This is a genomic window from Enterobacter sp. 120016, assembly GCF_018383635.1.
Classification (GTDB): domain Bacteria; phylum Pseudomonadota; class Gammaproteobacteria; order Enterobacterales; family Enterobacteriaceae; genus Enterobacter; species Enterobacter asburiae_D.
This window is the reverse complement of the sequence record NZ_JAHAWC010000011.1, coordinates 26,028-51,769: the sequence shown is the minus strand read 5'-3', so window position 1 is coordinate 51,769 and position 25,742 is coordinate 26,028. Positions and strand designations below refer to the sequence as shown.

Annotated in this window: 32 protein-coding genes; 13 read left to right on the top strand and 19 right to left on the bottom strand. The window is 53.2% G+C overall.

The window, feature by feature from the left end:
• The first annotated feature begins 68 nt into the window (after positions 1-68).
• Positions 69-551 (top strand): glutathione peroxidase, encoded by a 483-nt coding sequence (locus tag KIF87_RS15905; protein ID WP_213329391.1) that lies wholly within the window; start codon positions 69-71, stop codon positions 549-551.
• 49 nt (positions 552-600) lie between these two features.
• On the opposite strand, the gene KIF87_RS15900 is transcribed toward KIF87_RS15905, so the two are convergent.
• Positions 601-1,380 carry an SDR family oxidoreductase gene (locus tag KIF87_RS15900; protein WP_213329389.1) on the bottom strand — a complete coding sequence of 260 codons (780 nt, stop codon included), beginning with the start codon at positions 1,378-1,380 and terminating at the stop codon, positions 601-603.
• Positions 1,380-1,706 carry a nuclear transport factor 2 family protein gene (locus KIF87_RS15895; RefSeq protein ID WP_213329387.1) on the bottom strand — a complete coding sequence of 109 codons (327 nt, stop codon included), beginning with the start codon at positions 1,704-1,706 and terminating at the stop codon, positions 1,380-1,382. Before KIF87_RS15895 ends, KIF87_RS15900 begins: the two co-directional genes overlap by 1 nt.
• A gap of 90 nt (positions 1,707-1,796) precedes the next feature.
• On the opposite strand from KIF87_RS15895, the gene KIF87_RS15890 reads away from it, so the two are divergent.
• The gene (locus KIF87_RS15890; protein WP_213329385.1) at positions 1,797-2,123 is read left to right on the top strand and encodes a winged helix-turn-helix transcriptional regulator; all 327 of its coding nucleotides are present in this window, start codon (positions 1,797-1,799) and stop codon (positions 2,121-2,123) included.
• Positions 2,124-2,230: 107 nt separating this feature from the next.
• Here the strand turns inward: KIF87_RS15890 and gcvA are convergent, their stop codons facing one another.
• Positions 2,231-3,133 carry a transcriptional regulator GcvA gene (gene gcvA / locus KIF87_RS15885; RefSeq protein ID WP_213329383.1) on the bottom strand — a complete coding sequence of 301 codons (903 nt, stop codon included), beginning with the start codon at positions 3,131-3,133 and terminating at the stop codon, positions 2,231-2,233.
• 116 nt (positions 3,134-3,249) lie between these two features.
• Here gcvA and KIF87_RS15880 point away from each other — a divergent pair, with 116 nt between their 5' ends.
• Complete coding sequence (locus KIF87_RS15880) at positions 3,250-3,576, top strand: gamma-glutamylcyclotransferase family protein (protein WP_213329380.1); 327 nt, start codon at positions 3,250-3,252, stop codon at positions 3,574-3,576.
• A gap of 105 nt (positions 3,577-3,681) precedes the next feature.
• Here KIF87_RS15880 and KIF87_RS15875 read toward each other — a convergent pair whose 3' ends face one another.
• Positions 3,682-4,149 carry a GNAT family N-acetyltransferase gene (locus KIF87_RS15875; RefSeq protein WP_213329378.1) on the bottom strand — a complete coding sequence of 156 codons (468 nt, stop codon included), beginning with the start codon at positions 4,147-4,149 and terminating at the stop codon, positions 3,682-3,684.
• A gap of 707 nt (positions 4,150-4,856) precedes the next feature.
• Here KIF87_RS15875 and KIF87_RS15870 point away from each other — a divergent pair.
• Positions 4,857-5,243 carry a VOC family protein gene (locus KIF87_RS15870; RefSeq protein WP_213329375.1) on the top strand — a complete coding sequence of 129 codons (387 nt, stop codon included), beginning with the start codon at positions 4,857-4,859 and terminating at the stop codon, positions 5,241-5,243.
• A 113-nt stretch (positions 5,244-5,356) separates the two neighbouring features.
• Here KIF87_RS15870 and KIF87_RS15865 read toward each other — a convergent pair whose 3' ends face one another.
• Positions 5,357-5,794: a VOC family protein gene (locus tag KIF87_RS15865; RefSeq protein WP_213329373.1), complete on the bottom strand. Its 438-nt coding sequence runs from the start codon at positions 5,792-5,794 to the stop codon at positions 5,357-5,359.
• Positions 5,795-5,876: 82 nt separating this feature from the next.
• Positions 5,877-7,037 (bottom strand): MFS transporter, encoded by a 1,161-nt coding sequence (locus KIF87_RS15860; RefSeq protein ID WP_213329370.1) that lies wholly within the window; start codon positions 7,035-7,037, stop codon positions 5,877-5,879.
• 130 nt (positions 7,038-7,167) lie between these two features.
• Here KIF87_RS15860 and KIF87_RS15855 point away from each other — a divergent pair, with 130 nt between their 5' ends.
• The gene (locus KIF87_RS15855; protein WP_213329368.1) at positions 7,168-7,704 is read left to right on the top strand and encodes a MarR family winged helix-turn-helix transcriptional regulator; all 537 of its coding nucleotides are present in this window, start codon (positions 7,168-7,170) and stop codon (positions 7,702-7,704) included.
• Positions 7,705-7,728: 24 nt separating this feature from the next.
• On the top strand, positions 7,729-8,652 hold the full coding sequence (locus KIF87_RS15850; RefSeq protein WP_213329366.1) for a LysR substrate-binding domain-containing protein: 924 nt from the start codon (positions 7,729-7,731) through the stop codon (positions 8,650-8,652).
• 46 nt (positions 8,653-8,698) lie between these two features.
• Here KIF87_RS15850 and KIF87_RS15845 read toward each other — a convergent pair whose 3' ends face one another.
• Positions 8,699-9,169: a hypothetical protein gene (locus KIF87_RS15845; protein ID WP_213329365.1), complete on the bottom strand. Its 471-nt coding sequence runs from the start codon at positions 9,167-9,169 to the stop codon at positions 8,699-8,701.
• A 268-nt stretch (positions 9,170-9,437) separates the two neighbouring features.
• Here KIF87_RS15845 and KIF87_RS15840 point away from each other — a divergent pair, with 268 nt between their 5' ends.
• The gene (locus KIF87_RS15840; RefSeq protein ID WP_213329363.1) at positions 9,438-9,914 is read left to right on the top strand and encodes a WbuC family cupin fold metalloprotein; all 477 of its coding nucleotides are present in this window, start codon (positions 9,438-9,440) and stop codon (positions 9,912-9,914) included.
• A 65-nt stretch (positions 9,915-9,979) separates the two neighbouring features.
• On the opposite strand, the gene KIF87_RS15835 is transcribed toward KIF87_RS15840, so the two are convergent.
• The 7 genes from KIF87_RS15835 to KIF87_RS15805 all read right to left on the bottom strand — a co-directional run bounded on the left by KIF87_RS15835 (position 9,980) and on the right by KIF87_RS15805 (position 18,014).
• Entirely contained in the window at positions 9,980-10,522 is a 543-nt protein-coding gene (locus tag KIF87_RS15835; protein ID WP_213329361.1) for a cysteine hydrolase family protein, read from the bottom strand.
• Positions 10,523-10,825: 303 nt separating this feature from the next.
• Positions 10,826-11,425, bottom strand: a complete 600-nt coding sequence (locus tag KIF87_RS15830; RefSeq protein WP_213329359.1) for an NAD(P)H-dependent oxidoreductase — start codon at positions 11,423-11,425, stop codon at positions 10,826-10,828.
• Positions 11,426-11,498: 73 nt separating this feature from the next.
• A complete protein-coding gene (locus KIF87_RS15825; RefSeq protein ID WP_213329357.1) occupies positions 11,499-12,092 on the bottom strand; it encodes a TetR/AcrR family transcriptional regulator in 594 nt (197 codons plus the stop codon).
• 34 nt (positions 12,093-12,126) lie between these two features.
• Positions 12,127-15,216 carry an efflux RND transporter permease subunit gene (locus KIF87_RS15820; RefSeq protein ID WP_213329355.1) on the bottom strand — a complete coding sequence of 1,030 codons (3,090 nt, stop codon included), beginning with the start codon at positions 15,214-15,216 and terminating at the stop codon, positions 12,127-12,129.
• Positions 15,213-16,322 carry an efflux RND transporter periplasmic adaptor subunit gene (locus tag KIF87_RS15815; RefSeq protein WP_213329352.1) on the bottom strand — a complete coding sequence of 370 codons (1,110 nt, stop codon included), beginning with the start codon at positions 16,320-16,322 and terminating at the stop codon, positions 15,213-15,215. The genes KIF87_RS15820 and KIF87_RS15815 overlap by 4 nt, the downstream gene beginning before the upstream one ends.
• 74 nt (positions 16,323-16,396) lie before the next feature.
• The gene (locus KIF87_RS15810; RefSeq protein ID WP_213329350.1) at positions 16,397-17,011 is read right to left on the bottom strand and encodes a TetR/AcrR family transcriptional regulator; all 615 of its coding nucleotides are present in this window, start codon (positions 17,009-17,011) and stop codon (positions 16,397-16,399) included.
• A 208-nt stretch (positions 17,012-17,219) separates the two neighbouring features.
• The gene (locus tag KIF87_RS15805; protein WP_213329348.1) at positions 17,220-18,014 is read right to left on the bottom strand and encodes an SDR family NAD(P)-dependent oxidoreductase; all 795 of its coding nucleotides are present in this window, start codon (positions 18,012-18,014) and stop codon (positions 17,220-17,222) included.
• Positions 18,015-18,110: 96 nt separating this feature from the next.
• Between KIF87_RS15805 and KIF87_RS15800 the strand changes: the two genes are divergently transcribed.
• A complete protein-coding gene (locus KIF87_RS15800; RefSeq protein ID WP_213329345.1) occupies positions 18,111-18,479 on the top strand; it encodes a MerR family transcriptional regulator in 369 nt (122 codons plus the stop codon).
• Positions 18,480-18,523: 44 nt separating this feature from the next.
• Here the strand turns inward: KIF87_RS15800 and KIF87_RS15795 are convergent, their stop codons facing one another.
• Together KIF87_RS15795 and KIF87_RS15790 are read right to left on the bottom strand one after the other, a co-directional pair.
• The gene (locus KIF87_RS15795) at positions 18,524-18,838 is read right to left on the bottom strand and encodes a PTS sugar transporter subunit IIB (RefSeq protein WP_213329343.1); all 315 of its coding nucleotides are present in this window, start codon (positions 18,836-18,838) and stop codon (positions 18,524-18,526) included.
• A 112-nt stretch (positions 18,839-18,950) separates the two neighbouring features.
• The gene (locus KIF87_RS15790) at positions 18,951-19,862 is read right to left on the bottom strand and encodes a LysR family transcriptional regulator (RefSeq protein WP_213329342.1); all 912 of its coding nucleotides are present in this window, start codon (positions 19,860-19,862) and stop codon (positions 18,951-18,953) included.
• Positions 19,863-20,031: 169 nt separating this feature from the next.
• Here KIF87_RS15790 and KIF87_RS15785 point away from each other — a divergent pair, with 169 nt between their 5' ends.
• On the top strand, positions 20,032-20,571 hold the full coding sequence (locus KIF87_RS15785; protein ID WP_213329339.1) for an ester cyclase: 540 nt from the start codon (positions 20,032-20,034) through the stop codon (positions 20,569-20,571).
• Between the two features lie 39 nt (positions 20,572-20,610).
• Here KIF87_RS15785 and KIF87_RS15780 read toward each other — a convergent pair whose 3' ends face one another.
• Positions 20,611-21,078 (bottom strand): nuclear transport factor 2 family protein, encoded by a 468-nt coding sequence (locus KIF87_RS15780; protein WP_213329336.1) that lies wholly within the window; start codon positions 21,076-21,078, stop codon positions 20,611-20,613.
• Positions 21,079-21,181: 103 nt separating this feature from the next.
• Here KIF87_RS15780 and KIF87_RS15775 point away from each other — a divergent pair, with 103 nt between their 5' ends.
• Positions 21,182-21,760: a TetR/AcrR family transcriptional regulator gene (locus tag KIF87_RS15775; protein ID WP_213329334.1), complete on the top strand. Its 579-nt coding sequence runs from the start codon at positions 21,182-21,184 to the stop codon at positions 21,758-21,760.
• A gap of 12 nt (positions 21,761-21,772) precedes the next feature.
• Here the strand turns inward: KIF87_RS15775 and KIF87_RS15770 are convergent, their stop codons facing one another.
• Positions 21,773-22,423: a GntR family transcriptional regulator gene (locus tag KIF87_RS15770; RefSeq protein WP_213329333.1), complete on the bottom strand. Its 651-nt coding sequence runs from the start codon at positions 22,421-22,423 to the stop codon at positions 21,773-21,775.
• A 121-nt stretch (positions 22,424-22,544) separates the two neighbouring features.
• Between KIF87_RS15770 and KIF87_RS15765 the strand changes: the two genes are divergently transcribed.
• From KIF87_RS15765 to KIF87_RS15755, 3 genes are all read left to right on the top strand, one after another.
• Entirely contained in the window at positions 22,545-23,036 is a 492-nt protein-coding gene (locus tag KIF87_RS15765) for an OsmC family protein (RefSeq protein WP_213329331.1), read from the top strand.
• Positions 23,037-23,075: 39 nt separating this feature from the next.
• Positions 23,076-24,083, top strand: coding sequence for an AraC family transcriptional regulator (locus tag KIF87_RS15760; RefSeq protein ID WP_213329329.1), 1,008 nt, complete (start codon positions 23,076-23,078; stop codon positions 24,081-24,083).
• A gap of 116 nt (positions 24,084-24,199) precedes the next feature.
• Complete coding sequence (locus KIF87_RS15755) at positions 24,200-25,030, top strand: oxidoreductase (protein ID WP_213329326.1); 831 nt, start codon at positions 24,200-24,202, stop codon at positions 25,028-25,030.
• A 43-nt stretch (positions 25,031-25,073) separates the two neighbouring features.
• On the opposite strand, the gene KIF87_RS15750 is transcribed toward KIF87_RS15755, so the two are convergent.
• A complete protein-coding gene (locus KIF87_RS15750) occupies positions 25,074-25,661 on the bottom strand; it encodes a histidine phosphatase family protein (protein ID WP_249665931.1) in 588 nt (195 codons plus the stop codon).
• Between the last annotated feature and the right edge of the window lie 81 nt (positions 25,662-25,742).

Sequence of the window (25,742 nt, the reverse complement as noted above, 5' to 3'; positions counted from 1 at the left end):
AACTTTCTAACGATGGCGTCCCTGTTGATGGACACCGCGACTTTTCGGCCTGCTTTGAGGATTTCAGCATGACTCGCTTTTATCAACTTACCGCCACCCGTCTGGACGGGCAGCTTATCTCTATGGCCGACTATGCGGGAAAGGTGGTTTTGGTCGTTAATACCGCCAGCCAGTGCGGCTTCACGCCACAGTACGGTGGCCTTGAAGCGCTATACAAGAAATACGCCGCTCAAGGGTTAGTGGTGCTGGGCTTCCCCTGCAACCAGTTCGGTAAACAGGAACCCGGCGGCGCCGACGAAATCTCGAAAACCTGTTACATCAACTACGGCGTGAGCTTCCCGATGTTCGAGAAGGTCGAGGTTAACGGTAGCGCAGCGCACCCGCTGTTTCGTTATCTAAAAAACGAATTGCCCGGCGTGCTGGGTGGGCGGATCAAGTGGAACTTTACCAAGTTCCTGATCGGCCGCGACGGTAAACCACTCAAGCGTTTTGCGCCGATGACGACGCCAGAGAAAATGGAGGGGGTAGTTGTTGAGGCACTGGAAAGTTGAGGGTTTTGTAATTAAACGGCCAAAATAAGCAGCCGTTTAAGTTACAGGATTACACCGTTGGGATGGTGCCGCCATCAATTACATATTCCGTACCCGTAATAGTGGCAGCATAGGAAGAGGCAAGGAAGACGATGAGGTTCGCCACTTCAAAGGGCTTTGAGGGGCGGCCCAGCGGAATACCACCAAGTGCATTCATAATGATCTGCTTACCCCCCTCGTAGTCCGTGCCTGCCTGTTCCGCCAGTCGTTCCGCCATCGCTACCGACGCTTCGGTTTCTACCCAGCCAGGCGCAACACGAACCACCCGAACCCCTTTTGGGGATACTTCTTTCGACAGACTTTTGCTATACGCCGACAGCGCCGCTTTCGCCGCCGCATATCCAGTTGTCGATTCCGGTAGCGGCATCTCGCGCTGAATAGAGGTGACGTGAATGATCACCCCGTCCTGCTGTACCAGCATTCCTGGCAACAAAGCACGGTCTAAGCGTACCGCAGACAACAGATTAAGATTGAGTTCCTGTTGCCACTCTTCCTCACTCAGCGCTGCAAAGCCACCGCCGGGTGCAGTAGAGCCCCCAGCTATGTGGACGATGATATCGACACCCCCCAGGTACTTCTGAACGGCTTCCGCGACTAATTCACATCCTTTTAATGTGGTCAAATCTGCCGCAACGAAAGCGTCTGCAATCGTTTCTGTGGGTATGTGGCGAGCGGTGGCTATCACCGTGGCTCCCTGCTGTTTTAAAAGCGCAACAACAGCTTTGCCGATCCCTTTTGTGCCTGCTGTAACGAGCACGCGCCTGCCTCGAAAATCAAGATTCATCGGCATTAGACAATCTCCAGAGTGTTAATTCTGTCACCAACAAGACCGAAAGCATGTTTGAGCATTAATGGACTGCCGGGAAAATTACCAACTACATTCGATGTGACCGTTACAAGGTTATTTTCGATGAGTACTTCAATAGGCTCAACGCTGTAGTCAAACGCAGCCTGCGCGGCACGTTGCCAGGCTTCAATTGCCGCATGTCCTTGATGCGTTTTACCTTCATCCTTCACAACGGCCTCGGTGGTAAAACAGTGTTTAATGCCTGCAGTATCGGCACCATTACTGATTGCAAAATAGGTAGAAATAGATTTCGGCAGTGATAATGACATTACTCTAAACTCCCGTTATTTACAGTACGGGAATTTTTAACATAGACTGTGAAATTGACAAGTACGCACGAAAAAGTGAGTAATTGAACTATGAGTAAGTTATATAGCCCGGAATCTGCCGCAAGCGGCGTGGAGCAAGTCTTGCGAGTTTTGGAAGGTCGTTGGAAATTAATTATTCTGTTTCATCTATTCGACGGAAAAGTACAGCGCTATTCTGATTTTCAAAAACTGATCCCAGAAATTTCGCAGAAAATGCTGGCACAACAACTGCGACAGCTGGAAGCCGATGGCATTGTTTCGCGTATGGTGTATCCCCAGGTGCCACCGAAAGTTGAATATCGACTCACTGACTGGGGGAAGGAGCTTTGCCCGGCTCTCGATGCAATGCTGAAATGGGCGGAAAAGCGCGAGGCTTAGGTATAACGGGTAAATTAAAGCGTTGATGTCAGCTCCTTGCTCACAGCGAACCTGCTACTCGGTCAGTTCGTATCTTGGTGCAGGAGCGGACCTTTCTAGCGCGCCATTCAATCTTTCAGCGAACTCATTTCTTCAGAGATCCATTGTCTTAGAATGCTGACTTTTAATGAATCCTGATTATCTGAACGGTAGACTAAATCGTAACCCCGCTCAGCCTTAAGTTTGTACTGTGGAAACGGAACAACAAGCCTTCCAGCAGCTACATAATCTGCAATCAGAACGCTGCGTCCCAGAGCAACACCTTCGCCACGTATAGCAGCCTCAGTCGCCATGCTGCCAAGAGTCCATAAGGGCCCCTGGTGGCAGCTAAAATTATTTTCTCCGGCCAACTCAAACCATGCTTTCCAGTTCGCCAGCATTCTGTACTCATGAAGAAGAACGCAGTTTAAAAGTTCCTTAACCTCTGTCAGGCCATTATGTTTCTCAAGAAAATCTGGGCTACAGACAGGGGTGACTGTTTCATCGAACAGACGTTCAGACGAAACATCTCGATAATTGCCAAGGCCGTAACGAATTGCAGCATCTACCTGACCATCATTAAGATCTACATTAATGTCAGTAACATCCAGTTCAATATTAAATTCAGGATATCTCTGCCTGAACCGATTGAGACGTGGTGCTAACCACTTACTGGCAAATGAAACCGTTGTACTTATACGTAAACTCTTTATCAGGTTTCTTCCACGCAGACGCTCGGACTCCCTCATTAAATCACTCAAAAGACGGGTAACCACATGGTGAAATTCAGCCCCTTCCTCCGTCAGTATTATCTGTCGTGTCAGCCTGAAAAATAGCTTTAACCCCAGATGCTCTTCGAGCTTCCGGATTTGCCGGCTTATCGCGCCATGCGTAACGTGCAACTCCGCTGCCGCGAGTGTCATGCTTGAGAGGCGGGCAGTGGCTTCAAAAGCGCACAGCGTCTGCAATGGGGGGAGGCGATCGAATATCATACGCGTGATAATAATTCACGCGTGTTGTGAGAACAAATGATTTGTCAGGCCAGAGTCCGAAAATCAAAATTAGCACAAAGAACGTTATCTTTTTCATAGCGATACGCGGAGAAGTCATGGAAAGTTTGTTTGTTTACGGGACACTCGGCCCGGGTCGGCCTAATGCTCATATTCTTGAAAATATTGGGGGAACATGGCAGGAAGGCCACGTTGGTGGTTCTCTATTAGAGAAAGGCTGGGGTGCAGAGATGGGTTATCCGGGGATTGTACTGGATGACTCTGGTAATCGTGTTCAGGGTTTTCTTTTCACGTCTGAGAATTTACATAATTACTGGCACATACTCGATGAGTTCGAAGGTGCTGAGTATGAACGGGTTACGGTAGAGGTAACCATATCTACCGGTCAGACAGTTCCATCATGTATCTATATGCTCAAAGCATAAACTATAAGGCCCGCTGTAAGCGGGTTACACAATGGCCTGGGCATCAGGAGCGGACACTGTAAAGTCAGGGTAAACTGGCCTGATGGAGATGAATATGAGCGTAGGTCAGCCGCGATTTATTTCATTGGTATAAATATCAGGCCGGGTGATACTCCATGCATAGTTTTCCCGATTAATGGGTTCGTACCCAAATTTTTGATAGAGCCAGGGAGCTGTTGTTGTAAACAACATGATTCTGCGAAGCTGCTCAAAGATGGGATGATGATGTATGCATTGCATCATCCATCTTCCCAGGCCCTCTCCCTGATATTCCTCAAGAATATAAACATCACATAGATAAGCGAATGTAGCGTAATCTGTTATCAAACGCGCGAAACCTATCTGTTTTTCATCATGGTAAACGCCGAAATTAAGACTGTTTTCAATTGATGCGCCTACAATTGACAGGTCAATCCCTTTAGCCCAGCTCGACCTCGTCAGATAGCGATGGATAGCCTGTACATCCAGTTTATCCCTGTCTGTACTCACCAGGTAGTTATCCTTATGCCACTCATACTTCTCTGAAATGCTCACGGACGTACCTTCTCATAAGGTTATGGGAAACCTGACCTTATCACTTGATGTAAAATCGTGCTATCAGTGCTGCTTCCCAATAGTTAAAGCCTGCTGCTGCTATCAATGAGGGATTGCGTCTGCTGTTCGTTTAAAGCTGGCCTAATGGCGCTTCAGGCGGTCCGCTTGGTGCCAGAAGCGGACATTGACGGCCAACCTATCTAGACTAATGAGTTTGAAACCTCTCAACTGATGTGGAATATTGTTTTATAAGGCTGAACTTCTTAGGCATGTACATGCCAGAGCATAGTTAGATAATTTGAGGTGAGTAATGGACGCCGTATCAGTTGACGAAAAAAAGACTGAATTATCTCTAGATAACAATGAGTTGTTAATTCACTATTCAGCGTTGAATGAAGTTTGCAATGGTATTTCTGTACCTGAATTTGAAACTAGAATCGGGGCGTCAAAAGAAACCGCTTTTACGTTGTTAAATGATTTAGGGCGAATTTTAGATAAAGTCAGACTCTAGACAACTACTTCGTCAGCATGGGAATTAATGCCATCATTCCGCTTCTCGCTCGAAGCTGTCTGTGCCAGAAGCTGGCCGCTAACAGGTCGTAGCAGGAGATTGCAGGGGCTCTTATGGACAAATGAAAAGCGTAATCACATGTAGACTCTGCCAGGATTTCAACGTTAAAGCAGTATCTATCCTTGGAGAATCCCAGATGTTTACTCATATGCGTATTGCCAAACCTGTCACCAATCTCGAAAGGTCTTTTCTGATGTATAGCCAAGGTCTGGGTCTGCATAAAATTGCTGAATTTGAGGATCATGACGGTTTCAATGGCATAATGTTAGGACGGGGAGACTTACAATGGCATATAGAATTCACCTTTTGCCATAACCATCCCGTTCAACCCCTGCACACCGAAGAGGATTTACTCGTTCTTTATTATTCGGATGAAAATGAATGGATGCGTGCTTGCAAAAGAATGACCGACGCTGGTTTCAGAGTGTCAACGTCGTTCAACCCCTATTGGGATGTTAACGGAAAGACATTTGTTGACCACGACGGATATAGAGTGGTCATGCAAAACAAGGCATGGGCATAACCTCCAAGAAATATTGCTTGTTGTCACCACCTTGCTGCAAGCTTAACATCCGCTTCTCGCTCAAAGCAGACACTACCCTCATGCAAGTCTGCTTCGCGTTACAACAAAACCCATTACCCCCGCAGCCACGGTGTAATCGTCAGCCCGGTAAGCAAGCCTTCCGGGCTCAGCAGGCGAGTGACGGTTTGCCCCCACGGTTCCATACGGTTAGCCACCAGTAACCGATAGCCTTTTTCGCTCAGAACACGGGTGGCCGAGTCCAGATCCTGAACCTCATACTCAACCCAGCCCTGCGGTATCGGTTGCTCAACTGGCCACTGTTCCTCTCCAAAACAGGATGCAGCAGCCTGTGCAAGAGGCCAGACTGCAAAATGCTTCACGCCTTCCAACTGACCCTCCTCAGTGAGCAGATAATCGCTGTTCCCCTCCATCGGCTTCAGCGGAAGGCCGAGTGTCTGGACATAAAACGCGGTGCTGGACTCCGTATCCCGCGAAATGGGCCCGAACCCGGCAACAAATAAGACATCAATTTCTGGTAGCGTATGCGACATATCCACTCCTGAATGAGGTGAAATTCACCCTGAATTTATCTTACGGCTGGCTCAAATACGACTCTCAATTATGGTATCGCATTCATCGTGCCTGCACGTCCACGACGGGTTTAAAATTCAGCGCGATGACGATCAGCAGCACGACTCCTGCACTCATGATCAGCCATGCGCTGGTCAGCGAGACCGAACTGTCGCGAACGATCCCCGCAATTAACGGCATAAGCGCGGCGAGCATGTATCCGCCGCCCTGAACTTTAGACAGTAACTTCCCCGCCTGCGCGGGCGTTCGCGCATGATCGAACGTGACGATGAGCGACAGCGGGAAGAGGGCGCCGATCCCGGTGCCAAGCAGCAACGTGGATAATACCGGCGTTGTACCCGGCGAAAAGACCAGACACAGTAATCCCGCCAGCAGAAGCAGCAATACGGCGATCAGCGGCACGCGACGATCGGGGAATTTACCGATCAGCGCGGAGACGGCAAACCCTGCGACAACCTCGGTTAACGTCAGCCAGGCCAGCATGTAGCCGCTGCTGCGTGCGGACCATCCCGCCTGAATATAGAGCGGGGGCAGCCAGGCCAATACCAGCGTATAGGCTCCCGTTCCCACGCCGAAAAAGAGCAACAGTAGTGCTGTACGGGAGGACGAGAGCGTAACGGTTTCGTGTGCTGTTTTTTCCCCTTGAGGATGCTTAACCAGGGTTAACCACAGTATCAGCGCCAGCAGCGCTAACAGCCCGGCCATTGCCAGCGCGGGCTTCAGCGTGAGCCATGAAAACAACGGCTCGGCGCTGGCGGCGGCGACTGCCGCACCGGCCATAATGCCCGTGCTGAAAAGCGACATTACCGTGCTGGCCGTTTGCGTATATTCCTTTTTGATCAGGGCAGGCATTAACGCCTGGATCGTGCCTATGCTTGCCCCGCCCAGTAACGCGGTGCCCATAAGACTCTGCGGTGAGGCGCTAAAACCGCGTAATAAGCAGGCCACAAGCAGGGTGAAGAGCCCGAACATAATTCCCCGTACGGCGCCGACTCTGGCTAAAAGCCAGGGCCCACATAAGGCGGCCAGCCCCATCATCGCGACCGGCAGGGTGGTCAGCAGGCTGAATTGCGTAGCGGTCAGCCCCGCTTCGTGCTGCAGCACGGAAAACAACGGTCCGACAGAAGCCAGAATAGGGCGCAGGTTCAGCCCGACGATAAAAGCGATAACGGCGAAGAGTAAAGGCGACGTGCGTTTCAACATGGAGTCCTTTTCGGTTGTGAATGGCTCGCGCAAATTGCTGCGAGCATTTATCTTAACGTTAAGATAAAATCTGTTTTTGCGTAAGATGTACCGCACAACAGGATAAATACCCACGCCATCAGGGGTGAAAATGAAAGACCATGTAGACTTTGTTGTCGACCAGTGGAGCCGTGCCATGCCGGGGCTGGACGCCTCGTCGATGAAAATTTTTGGCCGAATGCTCCGGCTGATGAAGCATCTGGGAAAAAAACGGGCGCAGGCCATGGCGCAGTTTGGCTTTCGCGAGGGCGAGTTTGACGTGCTCGCCACGCTGCGCCGCGCCGGTGAGCCGTACCGTCTTTCCCCCACGCAGCTGTATAAATCGCTGCTGATCACCTCAGGGGCAATGACGAACCGGCTCAGCCATCTCGAACAGCAAGGGCTTATCAGGCGAATTGCCGATCCGGATGATAAGCGCAGCACCCTCGTAAGCCTGACACCGCACGGGCAGGAGCGTATCGAACAGGCGCTGATCGTGCATACACAAACCCAAAATGCGCTGCTGAGCAGCTTATCTGACGCGCAGCGCGCGCAGCTTGAGTCCCTGCTCAGGGAGCTGCTGCTGACGTTTCCGCCCGAGGACCTGGGCGACAAGTCACCGAGTGCCGATAATACAAACACTGCATAGTTAAACCTCACAGAAAGGGAATGTATGTCTTTACCGCCACTGTATGCGCTTCGCGCTTTTGAAGTTGCCGCGCGGCTGAACTCCTTCAGCAAAGCGGCTGAAGCACTGAATATTACGCCTGGCGCGGTCAGCAGGCATGTCCGGACCCTTGAAATGTGGTTCGACTGTGAACTCTTTAAACGTCAAGGGCCAAGAGTGGAGGTTAGTGATGCCGGGCGCGTTCTGGCCGGACATTTGAGCGAAAGTTTCACCAGCATCGAGTGGGCCTGTCGCGCATTTAAAAGTGAAAACCACCTTCTGCGCCTCAAAGCCCCCAGCTCCCTGACGATGCGGTGGCTTCTTGACGTTCTGAAAATATTTCGTGATAACCATGCGAAACCTAAAGTTGAGATAGCCAGCGTCTGGATGGACATTGACTCCGTTGACTTCAGCCGTGAGCCATACGATTGTGCGATCTTGCTCGGTAATGGCTATTTCGGCGAATCAACAGAAAGCAGGCTGCTTTTCAGCGAATGGCTCATTCCCGTTTGTACCCCGTCTTTGCTTGATTCTGCCCGGCATCAACTTCCACAGTGCGATCTTATCCATCCCTCGCCGGACAGACGTGACTGGAAGCGCTGGCTGAAAAGAACGGGGTTATTCCCCGGACTCGACGTGAGCCGAGGGATAGTGTTCGACACCCTGGAGCAGGGAAGCCTGGCCGCCATGCACGGTCACGGCGTGGCGATGGCCGATCTCCGCCTCGCGCTCGACGCGCTGAAAAGCGGTCTGCTCGCGCTGCCCTTCAGGGAAGCGATAGCATCAGGGGACGGCTATTACCTTGTCTGGCCGAAACATTCGCTCAGAAGACAGAGTATTGAACGATTGCTGGCGTGGCTTAACCTTAACGCGCCGGTGGTGCCTTCTTTGAATATCGTCTGTCTTGATTACAATGAAAATCGGGCTTAAAAATAGCGGAATATTTATTGTGGGATATTCCGCATCCTGAACGTATTTATGCGTAGGGAATATTCGCCATCTTTTTATATCTCTCCGGCAGGGCGCTGTTCAGGTTGAGCAATTTATCCAGAATATAAAGCGCAGGCGTCCCCTTTGCGCGTTCAGCATCGATCAGCGCAGTGCGTAACAGATTCGCAGCCGAGGTCATGTCACGGAAATACTCCTCAGATTCACGCGTCTGAGCTTCTCCTGACGTGGCGTAACGCACCTTTGGCCACTCCGCAAAGTCAAGCAGCGGAAGGATCCCATCCTCTTTTGGTAAATGCGCTGAGAGCAACTCTTCGGCGTTAGCTGAATTGCTTTGGGCGAAAGAGAGGAGGTGTAGTCGATGGATAAGAGGTGAAAGCACCTCTGAACTTTCCTTTTCTGTTGAAAGTAACGTTATCAACTCATGCGCATTTGCTTGGGCGCTAAATTTATGTGGCGAGATAATATTCATTACATGGAATAAAACATCGAGTGTCATACGTGCTCCATACAGGCTTGGTGTTATTTATTTTTTTATATCTCAGGGATGAATGGATGGTATTTCAGGGGCGTCACTTTTGAAAAACGATAAATAGTGGGAATCAATGTGAGTTTTACTCAATGTTGCGCCTTGGAGTGCAATCACGCACATCCTCACGTTGCAGCGATTTGTTTCACAAATGCCATCGCTCATCGACCGTTCAGAATGGTATAACGTCTTGCGGCAATCGGGTTGCCGTCCGCTGACCCCATTAACAAAGGTGTATATGAAACAAATTACGTTCAGTGACCTGCAGCAACAAAGCGAGCAGGCTGCCAATTCTCCTCGCTTACGCGCGCATCGCAATTTACATCCTGAGCTGAGCGACCCGGTGCAGCGCCTGGCCATCGCGATGGAGCCCGGCACCTATGTTCGCCCCCATCGCCACCCGCACACGTTTGAACTGTTAACCGCTCTGAGCGGTCGCTTTCTGGTGCTGAATTTTGACGAGAACGGTAACGTGACCCAGCGCGTGGTGTTAGGTGAAGACTGCAAGGTGCTGGAGATGGATGCCGGTACCTGGCATGCCGTGCTGTCGCTGGATAAAGGCGGCGTCATTTTTGAGGTAAAACACGGCGGCTACCAGCCTGTTCCTGAGCACGATACCGCCCCATGGTCACCGGCTGAGAACGCGCCCGGTAGCGCGGAGCTGATGAAATGGTACGCCCAGGCACAGGTGGGTGACGGTGGTTTTAAGCTGTAATTATTTTCTCATGTGCCCGGCGCGCGGAAAGGCGCGCCGGAAAAGAGAGAGACGATCCCGCCCACTCAACTGACCGTATTAAAATGCCAGTCGCTGGCAGTCGACAGCGTCACGAACGGACCGGCCAGGGTGCTGTTGTGATGCGCAATGATGTCATTGGCGGATAAATGTGCATTGTCCATTGTGGTATGCGCATCTGAAATCAATACCGTCCTGAAACCCAGCTCCGGCGCGGCCCGGCAGGTGGTGTCGACACAAAATTCTGTTTTCATCCCGGTAATGACCAGCTGTTTGATGCCTCTCTGATTAAGCTCACGCAGCAGTTCGGTATCCCGAAAACAGCTGGGATAGCGCTTGGTGAAAACAACATCCTGCTCCTTCACGCCCAGCTCGGGTATCAGCTGTGTTAAGGGCCCCTTCTCTGAGAAGGGGGAGTCGTCTGGTCCAATATGGCGGGCAAAAAAGACGGGCACCTGCGCGTGCCGCGCGTTGGCTATTAACAAACGGATATTTGCCAGAACGGCATCGGCGGAACTGGGGGAAACCGGGCCCCGGAAGAGGCCCTGCTGCATGTCGATAATTAATAGAGCATTGTCAGATGAAACCATTTTCTTTCTCCATTCAGAGGGTGGTGAACGGAGAGATATTTCCCCGTCCAGACTGGCGGGGGTTGAGGTTCTGTCTGTCAGTCGTTCGCTACAGATACGCCCACGCCGCCGAAGGTGCCGGTGGTGGTGAGGGTGGTTGTTGGCTGAACTGACTTAACCATGTAATGAACTTTGTTTATTTCGCTGTTAGCGCAACTATCGCATCCAGTTATAGCGCTGGTGAGAGATTCTCTTCAATACACTAACATCGGTAGGTTCAACGTTAGCGTTGCACCTGAAGTATATGAAGTTCACTGGCTGATATTATTTAATATTGCCGAGGCTTTGCAGGAAATCCTCAACCTGCTCAGGCGTCGCCGTGTCTGCCTCGTAAAGGATATCGAGCTTAACGTTCTTCAGCCCGCAGAAGCCAAATACTCCTTCGATTATCTGCGTCTGAATCGCCGTCGAATAGCCGTGTTTGTCGAATCCGCTGAGATCGCTGCCGCCGGTCGCAATCAGGCGGACGGGAACATCACGTAAGCTGCCCACAATCCGGCCGTCTTCGGCCACCTTATACGCCCAGTTCAGGGTTAATACGCGATCGAACCAGCCCTTCAACAGCGCGGGGACAGACCACCAGTACACCGGGAAGACAAACACCAGCATATCCGCTCGCTCGACGCGCTGCTGCTCGCGCAGAATATCGTCGGGAAGGGCGCTCGGATCGCCGTGATACAAATCGAGATCGGCGCGGGTCATCGCTGCGTTAAACCCTTCAGCATGCAGATCGGCAATCTCAACCTGGGTACCTTGCTCGCGTAATTTCCCGGCAATGCGGTCAGCCAGCGAATGGGATAACGAATTGTCGACAGGGTGAGCCGTCACGATCAGTGCGTTATTAATAGCATTTGTAGCAGACATAGCGACCTCGAATGGGTGAGAACTGACGCCTATATTACTATTGGTAACTTAGGTGTCAATCCGTCCAAAGCGATCATTTTGTGCTATTCACGTAGGTCTCCAGCACGCCGGTCATGGCGCCGCTGAGCGTATCTTCCGCCACGTTCCGGGCGAGCGCGCCGTTGCCTGCGGCGGTGCTGAGCGCGTCCGCCGCGCCAATGATGGCCGTCAGTGCCGCTTCCCCCTGAACGCCTTTCAGCGTAACAAAAGGGGAAAGCGCGGTACGCAGGCAGTCTGCACATTCGGCTACGCATGCCTCACGAAACGTCTGCAACGCGTGGGAACCGGACAGCGCCGCGGCGATTGGCCCGGTTTCAGGCCCGGCGGTAATGGCGCAGTCGATATAGGCGGCGCTGAAAAAGCGGATCGTCTTTTCCAGCGTTTTGCTGTCGAACGCCAGCGTCTCGCGGAATTTCGCCAGCTGCCGATCGCTATAGTCCTGGTACAGCGCCATCAGCAATCCTTCTCGATCGCCAAAGTGGTCGTAGGGGATAGGCTTGGTCACGTTGGCCCGCTCGGCCAGGTAGCCAAGCGTCAATGCCTCCGTGCCTTGCTGACGAACGATTCCGCGTGCAACCTCCAGCAGCTGCACGCGGCGGTCCTCTTTTCTTAAGCGCTTAACAACCATGCTTTCCTCAGATGTGTTATCTACTCATGGTAGTTTACACGTTTTCTGCGGGGTGCAGCACGCGTTGTTCCGCTGGGCGGATCCGGAACCAGATCGCATACATCGCGGGCAGGAAGACGAGCGTGATGATCGTCCCGCCCAGCGTTCCGCCTATCAGCGTGTAGGCCAGCGTGCCCCAGAACACCGAATGCGTCAGGGGAATGAACGCCAGCACGGCGGCCATGGCGGTCAGAAGGACCGGGCGTGCGCGCTGGACCGTCGCTTCAACCACTGCCTGGAACGGCTCGAGACCCTCCTTCTGGTTATGATCGATTTGACCGATCAGGATCAGCGTATTGCGCATAAGAATGCCGGAAAGGGCGATCAAACCGACCAGCGCGTTGATGCCAAACGGCTGATTGAAAATCAGCAGCACGGGCACCACGCCAATCAGCCCCAGCGGCGCGGTTAGGAACACCATCACCATCGCCGAGATTGAGCGCACCTGCAAAATGATGATCAGCAGCGTCAGAGCAATCATGATCGGGAAAAGCGGAAGCATTGCCTGCGTGGCTTTACCCGATTCCTCAATCGAACCCGCCATGTCGATTCGGTACCCGGCCGGCAGCGCATCAACAATCGGCTGGAGCTGCTTCATGATGGCGACCGACACATCCGGTGGCTGAAGATTGTTAGCGATATCGCCCCGGACGGTTATCGTCGGCGTGCGATCGCGACGGCGCAGGATCGGATCTTCCATACCGATCTCAATCTTGCCGATTTGAGACAGCGGTACGCGCTGTCCCGCATTGCCGACAAGGGTAAAGCCCTCTATTTTTGCCGGATCAAGACGGATATCTCCTGCCGCGCGGCCAATCACCTCTACCGAGCGAATATCTTCCCGCACGGAGGTGACGGGCACGCCAGACAGCAGGAACTGAAGCTGCTCGGCGACGGCACTGGAGGTTAATCCGGTCGCCTGCAGGCGGTTTTGATCGAGGGTGAAATGCAATACGGGAACGCGTGACCCCCAGTCGGTGTTGACGGTTCTCATCAACGGGCTTGCCTGAAGCACGGCTTTCACCTTATCAGCGATGTCGTGCACCTGTTCGACATCCGGACCCGTCACGCGCCAGGCAACCGGGAAGGGCGAGTAAGGGCCAAACACCAGCTGCGTCACCCGCACGCGCGCCTCGGGCGCAAGGCCGTTGGCGACAGCTTCTCTCAGCCGGAGCTTAAGCGCCTCGCGTGACGTCTCGCTGTCCGTCAGGATCACGATTTTCGCAAAAGACGGGTCGGGCAGTTCAGGCGCCATCGCCAGATAAAAGCGGGGCGAACCCTGACCAATATAAGCTGTGACAATTTTGGCTTCAGGCTGCTGGCCCAGCCACGCTTCTATTTTTGCCGCTGCGGCGCTGGTTTGCTCAATCGAGGTACCGTAGGGCATCTGCACCTCAACCAGTACTTCCGGGCGGTCGGAGGTCGGGAAAAATTGTTTTTTTACCAGACCCATGCCGAGCACGGCCACGATGAAAATGGCGACCACCGACCCGGCCACCCGCCATTTTCTGGCGATAACGCGGCCAAGAAGCTGGCGAAAACGGTTATAGCGAGGCGTGTTATAGATGGCGGCATGACCCCCTTCGACTTTGGGGATCGCCGGCAGGATCTTCACCCCAAGATAGGGCGTGAACACCACCGCGACAAACCACGATGCAATCAGGGCGAGGCCGACAATCCAGAACATATTGCTGGTGTATTCCCCGGCGGTCGACTGGGCAAAACCATTCGGCATAAAGCCAATGGCCGTCACCAGGGTTCCGGCCAGCATGGGCGCGGCGGTATGGCTCCAGGCGAAGGCCGAGGCTTTGATTCTGTCGTAGCCTTCCTCCATTTTCACCACCATCATTTCGATGGCGATAATGGCATCATCAACCAGCAGGCCGAGGGCGAGGATCAGGGAGCCCAGCGTGACGCGGTCGAAGTTTATTCCCGCGGCCTCCATCACCACGAAGACGACCGCCAGCGTCAGCGGGACCGCCGCCGCAACCACCACCCCCACGCGCCAGCCCATGCTGACAAAACACACCACCATGACCACAAGCAGGGCGACGAAGAATTTAATCATGAACTCATCGACCGAAGAGCGAATATTCACGGACTGGTCGGTGACCTTGGTCAGGGACATGCCAAGCGGCAGGCTATCATTTATTTTTGCCGTTGCCGCATCCAGCGCTTTACCCAGAGCCAGACCGTTCCAGCCTTCGCGCATCACGATGCCCAGCAGAAGGGCGGGTTCATGCTGATTACGTATCAGCATCGTCGGGGGATCTTCGTAGCCCCGTTCAACCGTCGCCACATCGGACAGCTTGAGCGTTTTGCCCTGAGCAACAAATGGCGTATCGCGGATTTTCTGCAGTTCATCGAACGCGCCGTCCAGGCGGATAAAAATTTGCGCGCCTCGGGTCTCAATGGAACCCGCCGCGGCTAGCGCGTTCTGGCTGTTGAGGGCATTGAAAATATCCTGGGGTGAGAGCCCTATCGTCGCCAGACGGTCATGAGAGAAGGAGATATAAATCCGCTCGGCCTGTTCGCCGATAATATTCACTTTCTTCACGCCGGGAACGTGCAGAAGCTGCTGGCGCAGGCCTTCGGCATCACGTACCAGCTGCCGCTGCGGCTCGCCTTTCGCTTTCAGGGCAAAGAGGGCGAAGGTGACATCCGAGAATTCGTCATTGATCATCGGGCCGATGACGCCCGCCGGAAGACGCTGCGATTCATCTCCAAGCTTCTTACGCGCCTGATAGAACTCCTCCTGCACTTCGGCAGGCGGGGTCTTGTCCTGCAATGACAACGTAATAAACGCCATGCCGGGACGGGTATAGGTTTCGGTACGGTCATACCATTTGAGTTCCTGCAGGCGCTTTTCCAGCGGTTCGGCGACCTGATCCTGGATCTCCTGCGCGGTGGCGCCCGGCCAGACGGTTATCACCGTCATTTGCTTTACCGTGAAGGGCGGATCTTCCGCGCGCCCGAGCCCAAAGAAGGCGTAAATTCCGGCAATCGTGACCAGAACGATCAGAAACAGCGTGATGGAACGTTCGCGGACGGCCAGCGCTGACAGGTTGAAGCGGCTTCCGCTCATGGTGTGTTCTCCGCCAGGGCGGCATTGCGTTGTTTAGCAAGCCTGACGACTTCACCTTCGTGCAGAAGATGTGCGCCTAACGCAACAATCTTCTCACCGGGCTTCACCCCGCCCGTGACCTGCACCGCATCTTCACCCACGCTCAGCACCTTGACGGGCGTCCATTCGACCTTTGCCGGCTGGGCGGAAATGCGCCAGACGCCGGGACCTTTTCCTGCATCATAGAGTGAAGCCAGCGGGACCTGCATGACCTGACCTTCCGCTTTATTGTTCTGAATGTTCAGCGTGACGGTCGCCCCCAGCGGCGCGTTCGCCAGCAGGCCATCCAGCACGTAGCGGGCTTCATACGTGCGGGTCGCGGCATCGGCCGAGTCAGACAGCAGTCGCAGCGTTGCGGTGACCGGGTGTTCTTCATTGCCATAAAGTGTGGCCTGCGCTTCGCTGCCGACGGCAGGGCGCAGGGTTTCCGGAAGCTGCACGAGCGCTTCACGCTGTCCCGCTCTGGCGAGCCTGATCGTCACCTGTCCGGCACTGACGACCTGACCCGGCTCGGCGAGCGTCTCCATGACCACGCCGTCTGAATCTGCCAGCAGTACGGCATAGCCCGTGGCGTTTTGCGCCACGCTGGCCTGCGCCCGGGCGGCGCTGAGATCGGCCCTGGCCGTATCGGCCGCCGCTTTGATCTGGTCATACTCCGAAGCAGATACGGCACCGGACGCCACAAGACCGCGATAGCGCGCCTCATCGCTGGAGGCTTTTCGCGCGCGCGCCTGGGCTGCATCCACCGCGCGCTGCTGCGCCTGGGCCTGTAATTTCAGGTCAACCGGATCCAGTCGCAGCAAGGGTTGGCCCTGTTTGACGGTCTGACCCGTATCAACCAGCCGCTCAAGGATTTTTCCCTGAACTCTGAAACCCAAATCGCTTTGCGTTCTTGCGACCACAACGCCGGTGAAGGCGCGGGCGGTATTGTTCGCAAGCTCGACGGATGCGGATCTGACGAGCGGTGGCTTTGTGCGCGGATCGTCACTTGCGGAAATATCGCCGCACGCCACCAGGGCAAACGGCAGGAGACAAACGGCAACGCGGGCTGAAGTGAGCCTGAGCATGGGAAACCTTTTTGACGTAACAGAACGGTATCCGCATTCTCTGACTAGTGACCAAAAAAGTCAATGGTCACAAATTAGGGGGCCAGGCTTCTTAAAATCAGTGAAGAGAGAAGCACCGCCGCGGTAGGGGCCATTTCGAGGTTGTACTGCAGCTGAACGGGATTGATAAAAGGACACATCACCATGTGGATAGCCTGTGTAACCTCATCCAGCGGCGTTTTTCTCTCAAACTCTCCGGCCTGCCTGCCTTCGATGATGATGCTCTCAATCAGCTTCATCAGGCTTTCTGCATACCGTTCTGTCGACGGCCACTGCTCGCGTGCGGCGACTGCGGCAATGTCGTAAAGCTTACGGTCGTGGAAAAACAGCTCGCTCCCCGCTTCGGTGAGCGCCTTGAATAGGCGGCGTAATCTTTCGCTTGCTGACGGGGCATCCTTGATGGCGGAAAGCACCGCCGCCATGATCAGCTCCAGGCGGTTAGCGCAGATCACCTCGCCGATAGCCTGTTTGGAATCGAAAAATTTATAAATGTAGGACTTTGAAAAACCGATGGATTTAGCCAGTTCGGCGACGGTGGTTTTTTCATAGCCGTAGTGACCGAAGTGCTCAAAAGCGGCTTCGACGATTTGCTCTCTGACCGCGTGGTCAAGTGGACCACGTGCTGATGGGGGGTTCATATTTTTAGTCATTATTTAAGCTTAGCGTGACAGGCTACGATTAACAACGAGTGACCATTTAGTACTTTGGTTACCGTCATTCATCATGAGCCCTTCAGACGGGACGATCAACCAGGTGGGGTAAGTGTATCACTGTTTTTCGTGCACTATGGCATCTATCTGTCTGCGATAAGCGAGGGTTTCAGCGCAACTCCCTTGCGCTGAACAGAGCCGTTTTTGCTTAAGCCGAGCGTGGACGCAATATTTTTTCAACGATGAGCACCAGACGCCTGCGCGTCACGAACCGGTGTAGCTGCCCCAGAAGCCAGTTACCGCATCCGGTAATCAGGTAGCTGCGGTTACTCTCCACGGCCTTCAGCGCCAGGGTGACCACTTTGTCAGCGGGCATCCTTTTGCCTACCGAGGCTTCCTCAGCATTCACCACATCAAAAAAGGCCGTATCCGTTGCGCCGGGGCAAAGCGCCAGGACGCGGATACCCTTTGAGCGATACTCTCCCCACAGCGCATTCGAAAACGAGAGCAGGAAGGCTTTGGTAGCGCCATAAATCGCCATATAGGGATCGGGTTGCATCGCGGCCGTTGAGGCAACGTTAATAATTACCCCGGAGCCCTGCAGCAGCATTCCCGGCAGCAGGGCGTGAGTCAGCTCCACGGGGGCCAGGCAGTTCACGTTTATCTCATCACGCTGCCTGTCGATCGACAGCTTTTCGAATGGCCCATAGGTGGCAAACCCGGCGCAATTGATCAGAATGTCGGGGAAACGTCTTAAGGTTTCAAGCCGTTCCACAATGTGGGGAATGGCTTGCGGTTTCACTAAATCCTGCACAATTATCGTGATGGATACGCCATGCTTTCTGACCAACTCTGCGGCAAGCGCCTGCAGCTTTGGCTCGGAGCGGGCGACCAGGATCAAAGCCGTGCCGCGTGCGGCGAGCTGCCTGGCGAAATCACGACCGATGCCCGAAGACGCTCCGGTAATCAGCGCCGTTTTTCCTGTATAATCAAAAGAATTCATATCTTTAATCCCGTTTCCCTAATGTATGCTGCACAGGATAAACCGTGTACTTAGGTACACGGTCAAGCGTGATTTTTACGAGGTGAGGGCGACGCGATGCAAATTGGTGAACTGTGTGCGAAAACGGGGCTGTCGAAAGAGACGGTGCGTTACTATGAGCGGAAGGGGCTATTAGAAAATATCCCGCAGCCCAATCGCAGCAATAACTACAAAGTTTATTCCGCCGTCGATTTACAGCGTTTAAACATGATCAAGCATGCCAAAATGCTGGGCTTTACCTTAGCCGAGATTTCAGAGGTTTTAGCTGTCTGGGTTGACGACAACTTTACCGCTGAGCAAAAACAAGCGTCTCTGCGCCGCAAGCTGCAGCAGCTTGAAGAGAAAGAGGCGGCGTTAACTGAACTCAGAGCCAGACTGAAAAACGCCCTTAATAAGGTCGGCCAGCCTTGTGTCGACACGTTTTGATCGGCGGCTGAGAGGAGGCCGCAAAACCGATGCGGCCTTGTCTATCAGGCAGCCAGCTCTGGCATCTGCTCCTTCACGAAATTCAACACTTTCTTCGCGTCCAGGGACGCATAGGGCAGGCTCTCAATAATGGCAATTGATCGCGTATTACCCACCGTTTCTTTTATCTCATCGAGTTTATACTGAATGTGCGGCGCGACGAGGAAACCATCGAAAGCGGGAGCGACACTGGCGAAGTTATCCAGCCCAACGGCGCTAATCATCAGCGGATAGCCTTCGCGTTCTGCCAGAGACTGCATCTTTTTGGCGAGAGAGTTTGCGGTATTGCCAAACAAACAACATATCAGAAGCTTTTTCATATTTTGTACCTCCTGAAAACCGCTCCTAGGGTAGTCCTGAGGTTGTCTCCGAAATGCGCGCTATCTCTTATTTTGGCGACAAATTAACCGCAGGTGCCTGACGCGATCTCATTTAATGCTTTTTTAGCCAGTCGAGAAAAAACTGGCTAAACGCCGTGACCTGAAGCGGCTGCAGTTTGCGCTGTGGGTAAACAAACTGCAGCCCGACATCTTTGCGATCGTATCGGCTAAAGCCGGTGAAGCTGTCGGCAAACAGCACCGTGAGCCTTCCGGTTTCAACATCGTCTTTGATGTCCCACCACGATTTCCCCGCGATGCCAGCCCCGCTGAGAGCCCACTGGCGAAGCAATGCCCCGTCGTCGCACACCATGGCAGGCTCTACGCGAACAATGCTTTCCTCGCCGTTGGTTTCAAAGCGCCATTCGTTCATCACCACGCCCTGAGACTCAAGCGCCAGGCACCGGTGCCGGGTTAAATCTGCAAACGTGGAGGGGATACCGCGTTCGTTAAGGTACTCCCCGGAGGCGACCAGCACCCGATGGTTCGGACGGATGTTTCTGACGACAAGGCTGCTGTCCGGCAGGTTGCCGAAACGCACGCTCATATCCAGCCGGTTAGCGACCAGGTCCTCAACGTGTTCTCTTAATGAGATGAAAAATTTAACCACAGGATGGCATCGGGAGAATTCCACAACGGCGGGGCTAAGATACTGCCGACCAAAGTCCGAGGGTGCAGAAAGGCGAATGTTGCCGCTGAGCACGCCTTCTTTTTGCGTTAGTAACGACTCGGCGTGATGCACTTCCTCCAGCACGCGCAGCGCGGCATGGTAAAACTCTTCTCCGGCGCGGGTCAGCGTGATGGACCGCGTTGAACGGTGAAACAGACGCGTCTGGTAACGCTCCTCAATCGCCTTCAGCCTGGCCGTCATGGTGGCGGGGGAAAGCGACAGGCGTCGTCCGGCGGCAGAAAGACCGCCGGCCTCGGCCACTTCAACCAGTAACGCCATGTCTTCGAGTTTGCCCATTATTCATATTTTCCGAAAAGTGCATCTGCTTTTAGCGTAATTATCAAAACCCGATGCCGCCTGTAAAGTGATTTCACCAAACGATAAGGGGTGAAAACCTGCAACGTACCTCACTTTTGAACCGCAGGAAATTGTCTGCGGGTAACGTAATATACTTTTGAGAGATATCATGAAATTTTCTACGTATTTCAATTCCGCTGTAGCGATGGTTATTCTTGCAGGTCTGTCGGGAACCGCGTTTTCGACGCAGGGGGAATGGCTGAAACCGGAGCGGCTTATTATTGACAACAGCCTGCCAAAGACGCAATTAAAGACGAATGAAGCTGTTTCCCGTGAATATGCCTCGTTCTGGAACACCGGTAATGAAACGCTGGCCCGTGATGCCCTGGCGGCAAGTTTTGTTGATAAAACGCCTCCGGAAGGTCGTAAGCAGGGTCCCGAAGGCGCTATTTTAGCCTCCCGGGCGTTTCGTACCGCCGTGCCTGATTTGCGCTGTGACGTTGAGCAAATGATTATTTCAGGCAATCGCGTGGTTTCGCATTTACATTTTCACGGTACCTTCACCGGGACATTTGGCAAGCTGAAAGGAAAGGGGCAGAAAATAGATTTTATCGCCACGGATATTTATGAGATCGCTGACGGTAAGATTGTGGCTAACTGGCATATTGAGGACAACCTGACGCTGATGAAACAGCTGGGCGCCCTGTAAATTCATTACTCCGGGTCGGCCCGGAGTGATGCGAAAATCCTATAAGCCAAGATCGCTCAGCGAGGGGTGATCGTCCGGGCGTCTGCCCAACGGCCAGTGGAACAGACGCTCGGATTCTTTTATCGGCATATCGTTTACGCAGGCAAAGCGTCGCTTCATCAGTCCGTCCGGCTCAAACTCCCAGTTTTCATTGCCATACGAGCGGAACCAGTTGCCGGAATCATCATGCCATTCATAGGCATAGCGCACCGCGATCCGGTTATCCGTAAATGCCCAGAGCTCTTTAATCAGACGATAGTCCAGCTCTTTTTTCCATTTCCGCTCCAGAAACTCCCGGGCTTCTTCGCGGTTAGTGGCGAACTCTGCGCGGTTGCGCCACTGGGTATCCAGCGTATAGGCAAGCGCGACTTTCGCCGGGTCGCGGCTGTTCCAGCCATCTTCTGCCAGCCTGACTTTTTCGATGGCGCTTTCACGCGTGAAGGGCGGTAAAGGAGGACGAGTGTTCATTGCTATTACCTCTGCGTTATATGATATAGACAGGTCTGTCTACGTGAGGTAATCTATGCCTCTAAAATAACGCTGTCAACATCCGTTTTGAGGCTACCCAAAAGTGAAAAAAGAACCCGCAGGCAACGATACAAAAATTAGCGTCAGAGATAAGATATTACTCACGGCGCACGATCTGTTTTATTCCACGGGCTTCAGGGCGACGGGGGTGGATACGCTGATTAAAGCGTCTAAAGTGACCAAGGTGACTTTCTATCGCCATTTTCCGAGTAAAAGCTTGCTTATTCTTGCCTATTTGCATTATCGGCATGAAATATGGATGAGCTGGTTTGAGACCACGCTGCGTCGACATCTCGTCGAAGGTGAAATACCTGCTGATGCGATATCTTCAGCGCTTTATGAATGGTTTATTTCGCCCGAGTTTCACGGCTGCGCGTTTATTAACGCCAGCGCAGAGGCAAAATCGGAAGATATTGAAAGCGAAATAAAAGAGATTTGCCGCAGTCATAAATGCGAAACAAAGAAAATGATTGCATCGCTGACGAAGATCGCTGACGAGCGCGTCGTCAATGAGATCATGCTGCTCATTGACGGCGCAATTATTCATGCGCAAATGGGTATGGATACGGATGAGGTCATCAATTCGTTGAAGAGGGCATTAGCCGGGTTAATGGGGGGCTAATGAGATTTCCCCTTAACCCTCAACGCGACGGCTGATAAACGTTTTCAGCATTTCTCCGGCACTATGAATATGTCGCATGACTTCAGCTCGCGCTTTCTCTGCATCCCGTTCCTTGCAGGCTGTAATGATACCTTCATGGTCATCCTGAAAAACCGGGGTTTCGAAAAGGAGCTTTCGCTGAAGGTATTCATACCGCTCTATCTGATTGCGGGTATCATTAATCAGCCTCAGCAGGCGTTGGTTTTTGCACCCGCTGTAGAGAAGATCGTGGAACTCCCGGTTTAGAGTGCCCTGCATTTCAAATTCAGTCGTTCTGGCGAGCAGCGCATGCGCCAGTTCGGCCCTCATCAGCGTATCAGAGCTAACGGTTTTCGCGCTCTGAAAGACGGCTTCACCTTCCAGCAAGGCGCGTAGAGAGTAAATCTCATCCAGATCCTCGACGGATAGCGTTCTCACAACAGCGCCGCGATTCCTGAAAATTTCCACCAGCCCATCGCGTTCAAGCTGTCTGATCGCTTCTCTCATGGGAATTCGGCTGACAGAAAAATGACTGGCGAGATCCCTTTCAACAAGCCTCTCTCCATCACGCATACGTCCGCTGTTGATCATCTTTCTTAATTCACTGGCGAGCACGTCCGGCGTCGAAAGGGCGTTCAGTTGCATACTGTTTCTCCAGAAAAGATGGAATAATGGTATACCATCTGATAGCTTACGTCGAGACAGGGGATGTGCGAACAAACATTGTCAGCAAAATCCATCGGATATCATTATTGGGAGCATCAAGATGAGCCATCGTGAGCATCATTATCAGGTTAAGGTTGAGTGGAAAGGGAACAAAGGCCGGGGGACGGAATCCTATAAAGCCTACGATCGGCTTTATGACATCACGGCGGGTGATAAATCTCCGATTTCAGGCTCATCAGATCCTGCGTTTCTTGGCGATGCATCTTGCTGGAATCCTGAAGATCTTCTTGTCGCGTCAGCTTCTGCCTGTCACAAATTATGGTATTTGCATCTTTGCGCGGAAGCGGGGATAAGCGTTTATACCTATATTGACCGGGCGGAAGGAACGATGCGCGAAGGAGAAAAAGGATGCTTCACCTCTATCGTGCTCAAACCCTACATCACGCTTCGTCCTGGGGATGATATCGATCTCGCGGTGGAACTCCATCACCGCGCTCATGAGCTTTGCTTTATTGCTAACTCACTGAATTTCCCGGTGACCTGCCAGCCAACAATACTGCATAGCGCCAGTTCACCCGTGGATGAGCAATAGCGCTAAGCGTTGAATAACCTTCACACCGGGAATGAGCAAATGGCCTATAACCGTACTTTCGCCCTCGATATAAGCTGGAAAACGCTGCTGAAAGACGCGGGGCTTGAGCCAGAACGCATTCTCCGCAGGGCAGGATTACCTGACGATCTCTTTTTGCAAAAAGCGCGCGGACTCGATACGAATGAATACATCCGCTTCTGGAACGCGCTGGAGGCCGAAACGAACGATCCTGCCTTTCCTGTCCCGCTCATTGAGTTGATCTCTGCGGATGTGTTTGATCCGCCACTTTTTGCCGCACTGTGCAGTAGCAATATGATGCAGGCTGTCCAGCGTCTGGCCAGATATAAACAGCTTATTGCCCCCATGGTTCTGGAGACAACGGTCGACCAAAACGGCAACCTTACCGTTTCACCGCGCTGGCTTTTTGCGACAGATCTCCCGCCGTTTCTGCAGGTGGCAGAGCTGGGCTTCCTGCTCAAACTTCTGCGGCTGGGGACCCGCGAACCGGTTAATCCCTTACGGATCTGCGTTTCTGCGCTCCCGTCAGCGGTTCAAAACAGCCACTTTTCGCGTTTCTTTGGTACTGACGTGCAATACGGAGAACAGCCTGCCATCAGCTTTTCCGCAGCCGAAGCGCTTCGGCCCTTTTTAACGGTAAATGAGGGGATGTGGCAGGTATTTGAACCGGAACTGCAGCGTCGTCTCGGTCAGTTAAATGAACAGGCTTCAACCGCCGAGCGCGTTCGTGCGGTACTCCTGGAACTTATTCCCGGTAACGAAGCGACAATTGAAAAAGCGGCGGAGCGCCTGGGAATGAGCAAACGCACGCTGCAGCGCAGGCTTGAGCAGGAAGGGGATAATTTTCGCAACCTTGTCAACGCGTGTCGTGAACACCTGGCCCGTCATTATCTTTGCAATACACGTCTTTCCGGGTATGAGATCGCATTTTTACTGGGTTTCGAAGATCCTAACTCATTCTATCGCGCATTTATGACCTGGACGGGCCAGACTCCTGAAGCGGCCAGAACAGCCATGCGCCTTGAGTAAATCCGGGCATATCTATCGCTATAATGGCGCAGTTTGCGAGTCATATGGCGCGATGCGCTAGTTAACGCGGGGCCGAGGGAGGGCAAACTAACGACAGTCTACTCACCGAGGTATTTATGTTTACTCAGGACAAGAAAACCGCGCTGGTCACCGGTGCATCGTCAGGTATGGGCAAAGTCATCGCCCGTCGTCTTATTCAGGATGGCTATCAGGTTTACGCTGCTGCCCGCAGCGTTGAGAAAATGAACGATCTCGCCCAGCTTGGCGCGCGCCCTCTGCGGATGGATATCTCACGTGATGAAGACATTTTGGCTGCGGTGGATACCATCGTGTCGCAGACGGGTGGGGTTGACGTACTGGTCAACAATGCGGGTTTTGGGCTCTATGGGCCGGTAGAAGAGATCGGTATTGATGAAGCTCGCTATCAGTTTGAGGTTAACGTGTTTGGTGCGGCCCGCCTTACGCAGCTGCTGCTCCCGACCATGCGCGCCAGACGCAGTGGCTACATTATCAACATCACTTCGATAGGAGGGAAGATTTACACCCCTCTGGGAGCATGGTATCACGCAACGAAACATGCGCTCGAAGGATGGTCTGACTGTCTGCGTCTTGAAGTGGCTGAATTTGGCATTAAGGTTGTGATTGTTGAACCGGGTTTAATCGAGACAGGCTTTGGTGCTGTGGTCAGCGGCAATTTTGTCAAACGTTCAGCAAGTGGCCCTTATGGTCATCTGGTGGGGAACGTGGCGAACTCGGTCAAAAATGCTTATGGGAATGGCAAAGGCAGTGACCCGAAGGTGATTGCGGACGTGGTTGCCCGCGCCGTTAAAAGTCCTCACCCGCGTACGCGCTATGCAGCCGGCAAGTATGCCAGGATGCTCATCGGCATGCGCGTCTGGTTGGGTGACCGTCTGTTCGATCGCATTATTCTTAGCCAGACCCGATGACCCGAGCGCCGAGGATTAAAAACCCTCGGCTCCGCATGTGCCGCTACACAACGCTGTAAACACCCGCTCCCCAATACCCCTTACCCGGACGAGTCTGTTCTTTCCAGCCTGATGCAATCAGTTCTTTTGCAATAAACCGATTGATGATCCCATGCCCCATGAGCAAAACGGGTCCGTCGGATCCCTTAGCCGCCGTCACGAGGATCTCGGCCGCCCTAGCGGCACGCTTTTTTGCGCTGTTAACGCACTCTGCCTCGCCAGACAGGCCGCAGAGCCAAAGTATACGAAACAGCGCCGCCCAGTAAAAAGGCGATAACCGTAACCCTGGGATACGAAATACCGGCAGTTCCGCTTCCCGAAATACATCATCAATTACGCCCGGTTCACACCCCAGCGTTTTTAACGATGAGAGGGCTCTCGGGAGAGGGCTGCTGAGGAAAGCGAGCGCGCGGTACGCCTGGATTTGAGCCATTTCAGGCGGCCTGTCACTGCCCGTCGAAGAGTGGTTGTAGCTGTCGATCCACCCGGCCATTTCCCTGCACGAGACCTTTGGCGCGCCCCTGTAATGGGGTTCTCCATGTCGCATCAAAATAATTTCCATACCTTCTAATCGCGAGTCCTGATCTTCCATTCATCACAGCCAGACTAGCGCGAACTGGTGAGCGTTTTCACCCACCCGTTTTGGTGTGTCAGGGCGAGATCCATCACCTGC